This is a genomic window from Nostoc sp. FACHB-152, assembly GCF_014697475.1.
GTDB lineage: Bacteria > Cyanobacteriota > Cyanobacteriia > Cyanobacteriales > Nostocaceae > Nostoc_B.
On record NZ_JACJRV010000003.1, the window covers coordinates 111,519 to 126,133 of the forward strand.

At 40.9% G+C, this 14,615-nt stretch carries 12 protein-coding genes; 4 read left to right on the forward strand and 8 right to left on the reverse strand.

The window, feature by feature from the left end; all coding sequences use genetic code 11:
• Positions 1 to 130: 130 nt before the first annotated feature.
• The 5 genes from H6G76_RS04320 to purE form a co-directional block, all read right to left on the reverse strand.
• Positions 131 to 943, reverse strand: a complete 813-nt coding sequence (locus tag H6G76_RS04320) for a GDSL-type esterase/lipase family protein (RefSeq protein WP_190695861.1) — start codon at positions 941 to 943, stop codon at positions 131 to 133.
• A 220-nt stretch (positions 944 to 1,163) separates the two neighbouring features.
• On the reverse strand, positions 1,164 to 2,600 hold the full coding sequence (locus H6G76_RS04325; RefSeq protein ID WP_190695863.1) for an ammonium transporter: 1,437 nt from the start codon (positions 2,598 to 2,600) through the stop codon (positions 1,164 to 1,166).
• Positions 2,601 to 2,909: 309 nt separating this feature from the next.
• Positions 2,910 to 3,233 (reverse strand): YnfA family protein, encoded by a 324-nt coding sequence (locus H6G76_RS04330; RefSeq protein WP_190695865.1) that lies wholly within the window; start codon positions 3,231 to 3,233, stop codon positions 2,910 to 2,912.
• A 139-nt stretch (positions 3,234 to 3,372) separates the two neighbouring features.
• Positions 3,373 to 4,965: an ammonium transporter gene (locus tag H6G76_RS04335; protein ID WP_190695867.1), complete on the reverse strand. Its 1,593-nt coding sequence runs from the start codon at positions 4,963 to 4,965 to the stop codon at positions 3,373 to 3,375.
• A gap of 763 nt (positions 4,966 to 5,728) precedes the next feature.
• Positions 5,729 to 6,247 (reverse strand): 5-(carboxyamino)imidazole ribonucleotide mutase, encoded by a 519-nt coding sequence (purE, locus tag H6G76_RS04340; protein WP_190695869.1) that lies wholly within the window; start codon positions 6,245 to 6,247, stop codon positions 5,729 to 5,731.
• Between the two features lie 92 nt (positions 6,248 to 6,339).
• Between purE and nagA the strand changes: the two genes are divergently transcribed.
• Positions 6,340 to 7,506, forward strand: a complete 1,167-nt coding sequence (gene nagA, locus H6G76_RS04345) for an N-acetylglucosamine-6-phosphate deacetylase (RefSeq protein ID WP_190695872.1) — start codon at positions 6,340 to 6,342, stop codon at positions 7,504 to 7,506.
• 103 nt (positions 7,507 to 7,609) lie between these two features.
• Here nagA and H6G76_RS04350 read toward each other — a convergent pair whose 3' ends face one another.
• Positions 7,610 to 7,819 carry a hypothetical protein gene (locus H6G76_RS04350; RefSeq protein WP_190695874.1) on the reverse strand — a complete coding sequence of 70 codons (210 nt, stop codon included), beginning with the start codon at positions 7,817 to 7,819 and terminating at the stop codon, positions 7,610 to 7,612.
• Between the two features lie 467 nt (positions 7,820 to 8,286).
• Here H6G76_RS04350 and bchM point away from each other — a divergent pair, with 467 nt between their 5' ends.
• Entirely contained in the window at positions 8,287 to 8,973 is a 687-nt protein-coding gene (bchM, locus tag H6G76_RS04355; RefSeq protein ID WP_190695877.1) for a magnesium protoporphyrin IX methyltransferase, read from the forward strand.
• A 107-nt stretch (positions 8,974 to 9,080) separates the two neighbouring features.
• Here bchM and H6G76_RS04360 read toward each other — a convergent pair whose 3' ends face one another.
• On the reverse strand, positions 9,081 to 9,788 hold the full coding sequence (locus tag H6G76_RS04360; protein WP_190695880.1) for a Uma2 family endonuclease: 708 nt from the start codon (positions 9,786 to 9,788) through the stop codon (positions 9,081 to 9,083).
• 108 nt (positions 9,789 to 9,896) lie between these two features.
• Here H6G76_RS04360 and argS point away from each other — a divergent pair, with 108 nt between their 5' ends.
• Positions 9,897 to 11,663: an arginine--tRNA ligase gene (gene argS, locus H6G76_RS04365; RefSeq protein WP_190695882.1), complete on the forward strand. Its 1,767-nt coding sequence runs from the start codon at positions 9,897 to 9,899 to the stop codon at positions 11,661 to 11,663.
• Between the two features lie 212 nt (positions 11,664 to 11,875).
• Here the strand turns inward: argS and H6G76_RS04370 are convergent, their stop codons facing one another.
• Positions 11,876 to 13,225: a pentapeptide repeat-containing protein gene (locus H6G76_RS04370; protein WP_190695885.1), complete on the reverse strand. Its 1,350-nt coding sequence runs from the start codon at positions 13,223 to 13,225 to the stop codon at positions 11,876 to 11,878.
• Between the two features lie 623 nt (positions 13,226 to 13,848).
• Between H6G76_RS04370 and H6G76_RS04375 the strand changes: the two genes are divergently transcribed.
• Positions 13,849 to 14,592: a tetratricopeptide repeat protein gene (locus H6G76_RS04375; RefSeq protein WP_190695888.1), complete on the forward strand. Its 744-nt coding sequence runs from the start codon at positions 13,849 to 13,851 to the stop codon at positions 14,590 to 14,592.
• Positions 14,593 to 14,615 lie beyond the last annotated feature (23 nt).

The following is a 14,615-nucleotide window of genomic DNA, read 5'->3' on the forward strand; positions in this document are numbered from 1 at the left end:
TTGTGGTGTCTCCTCTATCTGATTTTCGCGCGTGGAGACACAATTTAGAAGGGTGTCAATAGTCAATAGTCATTTGTCATTGCTTATTCTCCCCTATACCCATACATTCCTGTCCCCTGTAACCTATTGCCTATTCCCTATTCCCTGATTGAGTATAAATCTGCAATGCAGTGCGCCAAACTAGATAGCCGGCTGGGCTGAGGTGTAAACCATCAGTAGAAAGTTCGGGACGGAGATTGCCTTGTTGATTAGCAAACAAAGGATACAAGTCCAAATATTTTACGCCGCGTTTGGTAGCTATTAGTTGGATTTGTTGATTTAATTGGCGAATGCGATTGTTGGGAACAGCTAAAAGTTTATCTCGTCCTACCCAAGTTGCTTCTTCTGCACCATGTGGCAAAATCGACTGCACTACAACTTGGGCTGTGGGATGCGTTTTACGGAGGTATCGCATAATTTGCCGTTGATTCTCTAAAATGACTTCATCGCTTTCTCCACGAATCAGGTCATTAATCCCAATCATGACAAAAATCACTTCTGGTTTGGTGCGATCAAATATATCTAATCTTTTTAATAGTCCAGTGCTGGTTTCGCCGGAAATTCCTTGATTGAGCCAATATCTATTTTCTGGTAATAATTCTACAGGGAACCACAGACTGATAGAATCTCCTACTAGGATGCTTAAATTCTGAGGATTTTGCTCAGTGGCGGCTTGAGCTTCTTGTTTGAGAATATCCAACCACTGCTGGTAATTGAGTTGATGACGGCGGCCTAATTCAGGTGCAGCTTGGGATGTGATTGTTGATTGCTGCGGCAAACTACCAAAAACGGCGATCAATCTCTGACGTTGCAAAATTAGCAGGATGACCGCCAACATGAGTATGCCGTTGGTTGCCAATGAGATGAATGCCCAAATAGGGAAGGTTTTTAAAGAAGTGGTCACGGCTAGTGAATGCCATTAATTTGACTCAAATTTTATACGTTAGTTTTGAAAAGTTACACTATTTTTTGTAATTGCTTTTACACAGAAGTGCGATCGCATTCCTAAAATCATTCGTGAACAACAAGATCCCCGACTTCTATAAGAAGTCGGGGATCTGAGCAAGCGCGATTTTTGCAAATTAAATAGGACTGCTATATCAAGCTTTTAGTTTTGTCACTTGTTAGTTATCCCCTGACATGATTGGCCGATCGCCGCCAAATTCAGAGTTGTAACCTTCTTCGCCGTGTTCGTTAATATCTAAACCTTGTACCTCGGCTTCTTCTTTGACTCGCAGACCAACTGTAGCATCGATAACTTTGAGAATAATAAAAGTACCAATTGCGGCGATCGCGTAGGCGACTAAAATTGCTGCTAGTTCTACTCCTAGTTCGCCAAAGTTACCACGCAATACCCCATCTTTACCACCGCCGTTAACTTGGGTAGTAGCAAAGACGGCGGTTAAAATTGCCCCAACTGTACCACCAACACCATGCACGGGATAGGTATCTAAAGCATCGTCAATTTGCAGTTTATGCTTGTAACTCACAGCATAGAAGCAGACGAAGGAGGTGATAAAACCAATTAAAATCGCGGCTAAAGGTGTAACAAATCCTGCGGCTGGTGTAATCCCTACTAAACCTGCAACTGCACCTGTAGCTGCACCTACGGCAGTTGGTTTACCCCGTAGCGTTGCTTCTAAAATTAACCACATTAAAGCAGCAGCAGCAGCAGCAGTATTGGTGGCAACAAAGGCGGTGGTAGCTATATTAGTTACTAAATCACCAGAAGTTCCACTAGAAACAGATAAAGCACTACCAGCGTTGAAGCCAAACCAACCAAACCACAGCAAACCAGCACCTAACAAGATGAAAGGAACGTTGTGCGGAGGGCTGAGGCGGTCGGGGTGAGTTCTGCGTGGGCCAAGAACTATTGCTGCAACTAATGCAGAAACACCAGAACTAATATGAACGACTGTACCACCAGCAAAGTCGAGCGCGCCTAAACCACCATACAAGCCCAGAAATCCACCTTTTGCCCAGACCATATGAGCTAGGGGACTATAAACAAAGGTTGACCACAGCAAGACAAATAGACTGTAGGCACGGAAACTCATGCGTTCTGCGAGCGCTCCGGAAATCAATGCTGGGGTGATAATGGCAAACATGGCTTGATAAATCATGTATGCCTGATGAGGAATTGTTGCGGCATAAGAAACTACCTCTTTGGGTTCTGAACCCTGAAGATAATTAGTAGTTTCTAGCCCTACGCCGCTTAACCCTAACCACTGTAAGCCGCCGATAATCGCATTCCCTGGTGCAAAGGCCAGGCTGTATCCCCACAAAATCCAGGTAACGCCAACAATTGCCATCAACACAAAGCTCATCATCAAGGTGTTGAGGACGTTGCGCGATCGCACAAATCCACCGTAAAAGAATGCTAATCCTGGTGTCATCAGCAAAACTAATGCTGATGAAATTAGCATAAATGCTGTATCTCCTGTATCAGCAGCAGGTGGAGCGGTGGCTGCTGCTGGTGATTGAGCAAAAGCATTGCCCGTGAGTGGCCAAGCTAAAAGTAATAGAGTAATAGCAGCGATCGTGAAAACTTTCTTCAACACTTCTTTCCCCTTCTCCCACAAGTCAAGATTTTTTGTATACTAAAATACATTTCATACTTTTTTGCAACTCCTTTTTGTCTTGAAAGTTACTCAACCGAATTTTTTTCAAAGAATTAACAAAAATATAATTCTTATGACAGTTGCCAAGACATTAGTGAATTTGTATTGATGCAATTCTCGCATTTTTTGTTCTACTAATAGCATTTTGTTTGGACAGAAAATAATTTTTCTAACTAAGTTATTGTGCTAACTTCTGTAAAGAATTTATTTTTAATTCAAAGCAGCAAAAAATAACAACAGAAATTGTATTTAATTTCGGGGTGCAAACATGATAACTAAAACACTAAGCAATGCTAAGAAAGTACCAAATAAGTCGTAATTATCTGGAGTGACTTTATCTATTTGCCAACCCCAAAGCATAGCCATTGCAATAAATACACCGCCATAAGCTGCATAGACTCTACCAAAATTTGCCTCTTGAAGAGTAGAAATTACGCCATAAAGCGTTAAAGTAATTCCACCCAAAATTCCTAACCAGATTGACTGACCTTGCCGCAACCACAACCAAATTAGATAACAGCCTCCCAGTTCAAATAAACCAGTCCAGACAAAATAAACTAGAGACTTGATCATACAAAAAAACTATAGTTGTAAATTTAAACTTTTTATTTTTAAATAAAAATTTTAAATATTAAGAAAACCGCCCTCTACATGAAAGGCAAAAGTTGTAGAGGCGGATATAGGTCAGCAATAAAACTGGATATTTATAAACTTACAGGGTACTTGGTAAATCACTACTTGGGGAAATTTCTCCTGAATTTGTGCCTTCAGAAAATCCACTAGGACTAGCTTCTTTGAGGAACCCATTGTAGGCTTCCATACCATGTTCACCGATATCTAAACCTTCTAACTCTTCGTCTCTGGTGACTCGAATACCTAAAGTAGCTTTCAGCACTAGCCAAAAAATACTACTTAGAAGCACTGTCATACCACCTACGGCGGCAGCACCTAAGAATTGAGTAATAAACTGGCCTAAACCACCACCTGCAAATAAACCTTTAGCAGGGCCAAGTCCTTCACCATACCAAGAGTAAACACCAGGGCCGACTGCAAATAGACCAACAGCTAAAGTACCCCAAACACCGCAAACTAGGTGAACTGAGGTAGCACCTACTGGGTCATCAATACCGATTTTGTCAAAAAACGGTACAGCAAAAACAACTAAAATGCCAGCAATCAAGCCAATAACTATTGAACTAGGAATGCTGACGTAAGCACAAGATGCTGTAATGCCTACCAAACCAGCCAAAATACCGTTAATAATCATCGATAAGTCTGGCTTACCTAAGTACAACCAAGCGGTGATAGTAGCTGCAATCCCACCAACTGCACCTGCCATGTTGGTTGTTAAAGCAATGTGAGTAATTGCACTTGGGTCAGCAGCCATGACAGAGCCAGGGTTGAAACCAAACCAGCCCAACCACAAAATCAAGCAACCCAGGGTGGCAATACTCATGTTATGCCCTGGTAAGGCCACCACTTGTTTATCTTGATATCTACCGATGCGTGGCCCAAGAAATGCGGCTCCCATCAATGCAGCCCAACCTCCAACGGAGTGAACTACTGTAGAACCAGCAAAATCCCAAAAACCCCTATCTGCCAGCCAACCAGCGCCCCAAATCCAGTGTCCAGTGATGGGGTAGGCAATACCTACAAGTAACAGGCTGAAAATTAAGAAGTCAACAAACTTAATACGTTCGGCAACTGCACCCGACACAATTGTGGCTGCGGTTCCAGCAAATACTAACTGGAATAAGAACTTGGCAGCTAAAGGAACCCCTGCCCAACTGAGTGCGCTAAACACACCTTGATAAGCATCTCCGGTTGCAGGACTGTTATCTGCTCCTGATAGGAACAAGCCATTCAGTCCGATGAAGTCATTGCCGTCGCCAAACATTAAGCCAAAGCCAATCGCCCAAAATGCTACGGTCGATAAGGCAAATACAATTAAATTCTTGGCGAGAACGTTAACAGCATTTTTCTGACGGCAAAACCCGGTTTCTAACATACAAAAACCGGCGTTCATAAAGAATACTAAAAAGGCAGCGATCGCTACCCACAATGTATCAATAGCAACTTTAAGTTCTGCTGTTGTTGGGCCTGCGGGTGCAGGGGTTTGAGCAACGGCTGCATAACCCCAACCTAATACAATTAGACAAGCTAAAGGCAAACAAGCTTGCCAATTTGGAGAAAGTTGCTTAATTGCTAAATTTATTCTCTTGACTTTTGAGTTAAATTGTGTTTTTTTGGCAGAATTTCTGGCAGATAATCGCCTAATTTTTGTTCTCGATTTATTTCTTTGCATGAGTTTGAACACCATCCTCCAAACTATCCTGAAAGTAAAAACATATCGAGCAAAAAAAACTAATGCTCGAAGTTAGATGTAATGGTTTTTGATATTTATCCTTAAACCACTTGTCTCCACGCCAGAAAGCCACATAACCCAAATAGGACTTTAGAAAATTAACGGCACTCTGTAAAATTTGCTTACTGTTATCCTTAAGCAATTATTATGTATTATCCGAAACAGTCAAGTATACTTCACCTAATCTTTAATTATTGGGCTTAACTGCTTAATGGCTGACAACTGTCAACAGAATTCCTGACAAAAATTACAGAAAAAGTGGCACATTGGCGGCACAATACATCAAAACTATTGAAACTTTATACTATGAACTTATTAAGCATTAGCTGAGAATAATTATTAAAATGCATCTAAATTGGCAACATTGGTGAACTCATGAATAAATTTGATTGATTTTCTATTTATCAATAAGGCAATTCTGTATCTTTAGATACGGTTTTCTGAAGCTAGTTTTTTTTATTACTCTGAAGTGATTAGAGTCAGCAACTACATCCTTTACCATGAAGGGTTTTATCCTCATCCATAAGGAGTTTTAACAAAAAATATTAAGTTTTCATACAAAAAATAAATTGATTGTTACTTTAATTATGTAGTAACAATCATTGCTTAAATATATTTATCAGGGTTTATGCACGGATATTGTGTGTCAAAACTCAGTGCATAAATATCAAGGTTAATGCACTCAAATCACGTCTAAATGCGCTTATAATTCCTCTTTTAAATATTGTTCATAGCCTAGCTGTTCTAATTTGGCTTGTTTTGACATAACTAATTGGGATAGAGATTGGCGATATTGCTGTACTTTTTCGAGTAATTCTGGTTGGTGAGTGGCAAGAATTTGCACAGCTAACAGCCCCGCATTTTTAGCGTTACCAATCGCTACCGTTGCTACTGGGATACCTGCTGGCATCTGCACGATAGAATATAGAGAATCAACACCTTGTAAATTACGGGTGGCAACAGGTACACCAATTACAGGTAAGGGTGTGAGAGAGGCTACCATTCCGGGGAGATGAGCGGCACCGCCTGCACCTGCAATAATGACCTTAATACCCCGTTGATGGGCTGTTTGGGCATATTGCACCATCCGTTCTGGGGTACGATGGGCAGAGACTATCGCCACTTCCGTTTCGACACCAAACTCTGCACAAACTGCGATCGCATCTTTCATAGTGGGCAAATCAGAATCGCTGCCCATGATAATACCGACAAGGGGAGACATAAAATTTTGGCTTTTTGATTTTGGATTTTTGATTAGAGGCTGATTGCTAGATCTACAATCGTTTCAGACTAAGCTACTTTCAGTCCAAAGTAATGACTCAAGCAAAAACACCTATCGTTACAAACGTAGATATTATCAATGCGCGTGTACCTGGTTATCAAGATTTACAGAGGCTATTAGTTAATCACGAAGGTGTAATTGAACAAATCTTGCCAATGGGAACAGTATTTAAACGGGTTCCTACCCCTGATTTACAAGTATGGGATGTAGCTGGGGATTGGATTTCATTAGGTGGCGTTGATTTACAGATTAACGGTGCGTTAGGTTTGGCTTTTCCAGAATTAACAAAGAAAAATGCCCAGAAATTGCCGGAAATATCTCAATATTTGTGGGATTTAGGGGTTGATGCTTATTTGCCGACATTAGTAACTACTTCAGTCGAAAATTTAGGGCGATCGCTTGCTATTATTGCTGATTTTGCTTCTAGTCAAACAGCAGGCGCGAAAATTTTAGGCGCACATCTGGAAGGCCCATTTTTGAATTACGGAAAGCGCGGCGCACATCCGGCAGAGTATCTCTTACCTCTAACAATTGACGAAATAAAACGGGTATTGGGTGATTATGCCTCTGTGGTGAAAGTCATCACCCTAGCACCAGAATTAGACTCTACAGGCAAAGTCATACCATATTTGCGTTCTTTAGGAATCACCGTCAGTTTAGGACATTCTCAGGCAACAGCAGCCCAAGCACAACAAGCTTTTGATTTAGGCGCAACGATGGTGACTCATGCTTTCAACGTCATGCCGCCTTTACATCACCGTGAACCAGGATTATTAGGGGCAGCAATTGTGAATCCCAATGTAATGTGTGGTTTTATTGCCGACGGACAACACGTTGCACCGACAATGCTGAAAATTCTGCTGCGGGCTACTGAAGAACTTTTTCTAGTCAGTGATGCCCTCGCGCCACTAGGATTACCTGATGGTTTGTATCCTTGGGACAACCGCCAAATTGAAGTGAAAAACGGTACAGCCCGACTGCGAGATGGCACATTATCAGGCACAACTTTATCGTTATTAGTGGGGGTACAAAACTTGGTGAAATGGGGAATTTGTGACGTAGAAAAAGCGATCACGCTGGCTACTAACGCACCTAGAAAAGCCATAGGTTTGCCAATAATTTCCCCACATCAACGCGCCAATTTATTACGTTGGCATTGGGATGACTCCACAAAAGCACTAACTTGGCAACGATTATAGTTCTACAAATTTGAAGAATGATTTTGATATATGGATTGCTTAAAAAGTTATAAATTAACTTTCTGGCAATCCAAAATCTTAAATCAACAATTTTAATAGCCCCTTAGTTTGGGATCATCGCATCTTGTATCTGTCTCAGTTGGCTGCCAATCCAACTACCGCCTCTACTTATACATTCAGGACAAACATCGCCATAGCTATCACCCTGATTGCTACACACAACTAATCTTGCTGCTCCCATCTGAAACGGGTGATGACATATTAAGCACATTTGCTGTTTTTTTAAAGTGTTACATTCAATTGCGAATTGCATACTTTCTTATCCTAAAAAATTCGCTTTGATTTATGAAAAAAATATTTCTTAGTTTTTAAAATATATCTATGGCTATTAAAAAAGCATCTATCAAAGGAAGTGAAGCTAATAAGTTGAACTCGCTTTAATTAACAGAAAAAACCCCATCATGAAAATGATGGGGTGCTGAGGTTTGTATTTGCTATAAAGTGGTAATATTAAATTTAATTTATGCTTGAACTAATTGTATCTTCCTATTTGAATTATTATTCTCTACATCTAGAATGGTTCACAGTAAAATTTATAAGTTATCCAGAATACAATAAAGTACACCAGACAAATTGGTTTGTATCGATTTAGATAGTCAATCAACTGGTGAAATTGCTGTGTCTTGAAAACTATTCTAAAAAATCTGTGGAAGCGATCGCTCTTGTCGGTTCGCTTCAATGATAACTTTAAGGATCGGGAACCCTTAAAAATCGAAGTTTATGAACGCAGCCGACGATAAAACGATTGTACGCGAATATTTCAATTCCACAGGGTTTGACCGCTGGAAGCGGATCTATGGTGATGGCGAAGTCAACAAAGTTCAACTAGACATTCGCTATGGACACCAGCAAACAGTGGATAAAGTTATCGGCTGGCTGAAAAATGATGGCAATTTATCTGAGCTATCAATCTGCGATGCTGGGTGTGGTGTAGGTAGTCTGAGCATTCCCCTAGCTACAGAAGGCGCAAAAGTTTATGCCAGCGATATTTCCGAAAAAATGGTGGAAGAAGGCAAAAAAAGAGCCTTAGAAACCTTGGGTAACTCCACAAATCCTAACTTTGCCGTACAAGATTTAGAATCTTTAAGCGGTAGCTATCACACTGTGATTTGCTTGGATGTTCTTATCCACTATCCCCAAGAAAAAGCTGATGAGATGATTTCTCACCTTTGTTCTTTGGCACAGTCACGGATAATTATTAGCTTTGCCCCAAAAACCTGCGCCCTCAGCCTACTCAAAAAAATTGGCAGTTTCTTTCCGGGAGCAAGTAAGACAACTCGCGCCTATTTGCATCGGGAAGCTGATGTGCTGAAAATTTTAGAAAAGAATGGCTTTGCAGTGCAACGCCAAGAAATGACTAAAACGCGCTTTTATTTCTCCCGCCTACTAGAAGCGACTCGTCAGTAAAATCTTAAGGGTAGTGAAATTATTCTTGAGAAGATAGATCCCCGACTTCTTTGATAAGTCAGGGATCTGGACACCTTTAATCGCTGCTATATAAATTTCGCCGCCCTTTAAATCTCATCTGGGTTAATACCCAACTCCCGTAATCTTTGCGCCAGTCGTTCAGCACGTTGTTGTTCTTGTTGTGCGCGTTCCCTTTCTTGCTGCACTAACTCCTCTGGTGTGGGTAATCTCTGTTCAGCTTCGTCATACCAATATAACCACTCGCGCGTTCTTCCCAAGTAAGTACCGCGTTCTCGACCAAGTGCTAAACCAATTTCTGGCATCCACACCCGCGAACCTGGTTGTAAGATGTATTCACTATTTTCTAAACGATAAACTTCTAAAGGTTCTCGTTTACGCCGATATCTACGGCTGGGTACATAAATTGCATAATATAAAATCCCTAATTTCGCGTAGTCGATTTTTTTCTTTTCGTATTCGCCGCCGTAAGTTTGCGAAACAACTTCTAAGGCAAAAATAGGAACAATCCCATCTTCTTCCCATAGGACATAGCTTAAACGCCCCTCTTCACCAATAAAACGTTCTACACCCAAGCTGAGGAACCCATCAGGTACTAATTGCGGAGTGTTGGGTGCATAATAAATCCCCATATCAACACCGAAAAACCAATCGGTGCGTTGACTCCAGGCTAAAGCTAAAATGGCATCCAGTAAATTGGGAATCAGGTTTTGTAGTTCGTTATCCACTGGTGTATCATCAGAGTCGGGCAATTCTGCCGAGGATGGAAGACAGCTGAGGGGGTTGTACTGTACCATGAAATTCCTCAGTTAGATTAGCTAGTTATATTTTAAGGCTAAAATAATCAAGCCTTTGGGAATCTCTTTCTCAACAGCCACATTTCGCCTGTGACAGATAATATTTATATGAACGCTACACAAGAACAACTAAAGGTAAAATTTGGGCAGGCAATGGTTGCTGCTTTTGGCGATGATTACGCCACAGTAGATCCGATTTTAGTTCCTGCTAGTAATCCTAAATTTGGTGATTATCAAGCGAATGTTGCTTTGTCACTGAGTAAGAAATTAGGACAGCAACCAAGAGCGATCGCCTCTGCTATTGTTGAGAAATTAGATGTCTCGGAACTCTGCGAACAACCAGAAATAGCTGGCCCTGGATTTATCAACCTGAAACTAAAAACAGCATATCTCGAAGCGCAACTGGAGGGAATTTACACAGATTCACGCTTGGGAGTACCTAAAGCGAAAACACCACAAAAAGAAATTGTCGATTTTTCCAGTCCGAATATTGCGAAAGAAATGCACGTCGGACACTTGCGATCGACAATTATTGGTGATTCTATCGCTCGGATTTTAGAATTTCGCGGCCATGCTGTATTGCGGTTAAATCATGTAGGTGATTGGGGTACGCAATTTGGAATGTTAATTGCTTATCTACGCGAAGTTTACCCAGAAGCATTAACCACCGCCAACGCTTTAGATATTGGCGATTTAGTTAGTTTTTACCGCAAAGCTAAACAGCGATTTGATGCGGATGAAGCTTTTCAAGAAACGGCCAGACAAGAAGTTGTCAGATTACAAGCAGGTGCAGAAGATACGCTTCATGCTTGGAAATTGTTGTGTGAACAATCGCGGCAAGAATTTCAAGTTATTTATGATTTGCTGAATATTCAAATAAATGAACGCGGCGAATCTTTTTATAACCCCCTGCTATCTACAGTAGTGGAAGATTTAGAAAAATCTGGCTTACTAGTAGAAGACCAAGGCGCAAAAGTTGTCTTTCTGGAAGGGTTTACTAACAGAGAAGGTGAACCTTTACCATTAATTGTGCAGAAATCTGATGGTGGCTATAACTACGCGACAACAGATTTAGCTGCGTTGCGCTACCGGATTCAACAAGATGAAGCAAAACGCATCATTTATGTCACCGATGCGGGACAAAGCAATCACTTTGCTCAGTTCCTCCAAGTTGCGCGCAAAGCTGGCTGGATTCCTGATGATGTGGAATTAGTTCACGTTCCCTTTGGTTTAGTATTAGGGGAAGATGGTAAGAAGTTCAAAACTCGTTCTGGTGACACAGTACGGCTACGAGATTTGCTAGATGAAGCCGTTGTTCGCGCCCGTGCTGATTTAGAAGCAAGATTAGAAGCAGATAGTCGCCCAGAATCACCAGAATTTATTGCTAATGTTGCCGAAGTTATTGGGATTAGTGCGGTTAAGTATGCTGATTTAAGCCAAAATCGCACCAGTAACTACATTTTCAGCTATGACAAAATGCTGGATTTGAAAGGTAATACTGCGCCTTATATGCTTTATGCTTATGCCCGGATTCAAGGTATTAGCCGTAAGGGTGAAATTAACTTTGAGGAGTTGGGTGATAATGCTCAGGTTTTATTAGAGCATGAAACAGAATTCGCTTTAGCAAAGTATTTAATTCAATTTGGTGAAGTGATTAGTACAGTGGAGGAAGATTTATTGCCGCATCGTTTATGTGAATATCTTTACGAGTTGAGTAAAAAGTTTAATGTGTTCTATGATCGCAATCACGGTGTGCGGGTGTTAGATGCAGAAGAACCACAACGCACATCCCGCTTAGTTTTGTGTAATTTGACGGCTAGAACTTTGAAACTAGGATTGTCTTTGTTGGGGATTGAAGTACTGGAGAGAATGTAATTAATGGAATAACGAACCACAAAGGGCGCAAAAGACGCTAAGAAATGAGAGTTTGAGAGAGTTTTTGCGTAATACCAATTCTCTATCAAGATACGCCTAATTATTTTGGACAGAGCGAATAAAACCTCCGCGCAACTCTGCGTTAACCTCAGCGTACCTTTGCGTTAAAAAACTACGATTTGGCGTAGCTTCACACAGAAACGCCATACACTCTATCTCCCCAACAGATTGGGAATATCCCCACAACCACCAGGAATGGTAGACCTAGTTTTTTCCCCACCCCAAGCACAACAATAATAACGATTAGCCTCAGACATCCGTTGTACATCGCTGAAATCAGCATTCTCGATGACAGCACCAGTATGTTCACCAGTTTGGTAATTTGGTGCTTGGGTGCGGCTGCGGGGTGAGGCTTTCTCTACAGAAGCATAAAATAGACGCACCCCATTTAAGTCAGCACCGTTGAGATTGGCATCATATAGAATGGTACGGGAAAGGTTGGCTTTTACTAAATCACAACCACTCAGGTTTGCGCGCACAAGATTGGCTTCGCTGAGGTCAGTCCAACGCAAATCTGTATTAGAAAGGTCGGCGGCGGCTAACATGACACCTAAATCAATGACGCGCACCCCTTCTAAACGGTCTTCTGCATAACCACCCACACCATTGAGAATCGCTCGACCTAAACGCCGATCGCGTTTTAGGGGTGTCAGCAATTTAGAACGGGAGAGAAAGCGGAGAATTTTGGCTTTACCATTGCCATCAACACTACTAAAAATGGCTGCTGTACGTCCTTCAGCGATCGCTCTTTCTTGCGGCCAGTCTTCTAGTAATCCTTCTTCATCTAAGACTAAATCAGAAATCCCTTGAAAATACGAATCTATTGTCTGCTGTTGGGTAATGATGTTTTGTTGAACTGTCAGCAGGTTTTGTTGAATTGTCAGGTCTTTGGAAATTACATACTGTCGCCACGCTACGTAAACGGCAATAATTGCAATTGAGATTTGTCCCAACGCCCCAAACCATTCTGCTAGAGTCCCCGAAGCTTCCCAGTTAATTTTGCGTCCTAAAATTAACAGGCGATCGCCAATACCACTAAATTTAATTACGCCCACAATAGCGGCGATGATTCCCAAGAAGCCCACAAACACACTTCTATCTTCCGGCGAGAACCATTCTTTGAGGACATACTGTAACCAAGGTAACAAGATTACAAAAGATAACACCACATCCAGCAGAGTTCCACAAATACCAATGATCCAGTTATTGAGGATAACTCCTACTAAAGTAATGGCGATCGCTACTAGCGTAATCAACAAAGCCCTGGGCTTAACTATAAGTTGAAAAGCTGGGCGTTGCTGAATACCACGGGCTTGTTGCATGGCTGCGTTACTCTGCGCCGACTGCAACGATGAAATCGCAGCTAAAGCCTGTTGTGCTGCCAATGCTTCTGAACTTAAGCGATCGTTATTATTACCGTTATCAAAATCATCTGGTTGCTGTTCGTGTTCTGGTAACGGTTCTGGGGTTGGTAGATTAGGAGAGTTAGATTCAATCGTCATGCTTTCTATTTTGCCCCAGTAGGCTCAGGTCAACAGCTGTTCTATGTTAACCGCTACTAGGTAAAAAGTTGCCTTTAATCAACAGTTATCATACAGCAGCCACAATAATTAGTGGCACTAGTTTCACCATTGTCATCCACAAATTGTGATAAATCAAACTGTAAAATTTACCGAAATTTGGGGATAAATTTTTTTTCTAAACCTTGACTATGTTATGAATAGTAGACCTTATAAGATATTTAAAATATTAATCATTCATTTATCTTGATTAGTATTAACTTTTAGGCAATGATTGGTCATGATAAATCACAACCGCGAATTATTCATTATTCTGGAGGGTTGAATTCACCTATAACTTCTATATCTTAGGTATTAATTCATTATATAAATGTAATTTTTAGCCGGATTTGTGCAGATGAATGAAGCGAAATCAAAGTAATAATTTAATTTTTATCAACCTCATGTGGTAAAATTTTGCACAATCGCTTTGAAAATAGCTCAATATAGCCAAATTATGGTTATCGAAGTCATAAGCAAATTAATCAAAAAAAAGAGTGTTTCCTGATACTATTAGGAAATATCAAAATGATTTAACATCAAACAAAGGGTTCTGTAGGTATAGCATGGTCTTTTGGCGCTGCTTCGCTGCATCTAGCTTAATTACTGGCTTACTATATGGCTGCGGTAATGGGACATACTTATCAACAGAAAATACCAAACAGGTAGTGCAAGAAATCAATGTTTCGCAACTACTAACAGAAGCAAAAGCTAGTCAGAAAGCAGAAGATTTCTTTAATCAGGGCAATAGATTATTAGATGAGCAACGCTATCAAGATGCGATCGCATCATATGACAAAGCGATCGCTTTTAAACCAGAAAGTGCTGATGCATGGATTAACCGAGGCATCGCTCTCACAAAATTACAAAAACATACAGAAGCATTAGCATCATACGACAAAGCGATCGCTATCAATAACGATAAAGACGAAGCTTGGTATAACAGAGGCAATACCTTAGTTTCCTTGCAAAGATACACAGAAGCATTAGCATCATACAATAAAGCGATCGCTATTAAACCAAACAAGCACGAAGCCTGGATTAATCGCGGTATTGCTTTGACAAAACTGCAACGCTATTCAGAAGCACTAGCATCATACGATAAAGCGATCGCCATTAAACCAAACAAGCCAGAAGCTTATTACAACAGAGCTTGTACTTATGCCCTGCAAGGCAAAGTAGAATTAGCAATTAAGAACTTGAAAGCAGCAACACAGTTAGTTCCCAAAAAATTCCAGAAGTTAGCTAAAACTGATCCAGACTTCAAAAAAGTACGTAGTGATCAAAGATTTCAGGAATTAATTCAATAGCCGATTTTCATCGCTATCAAGCA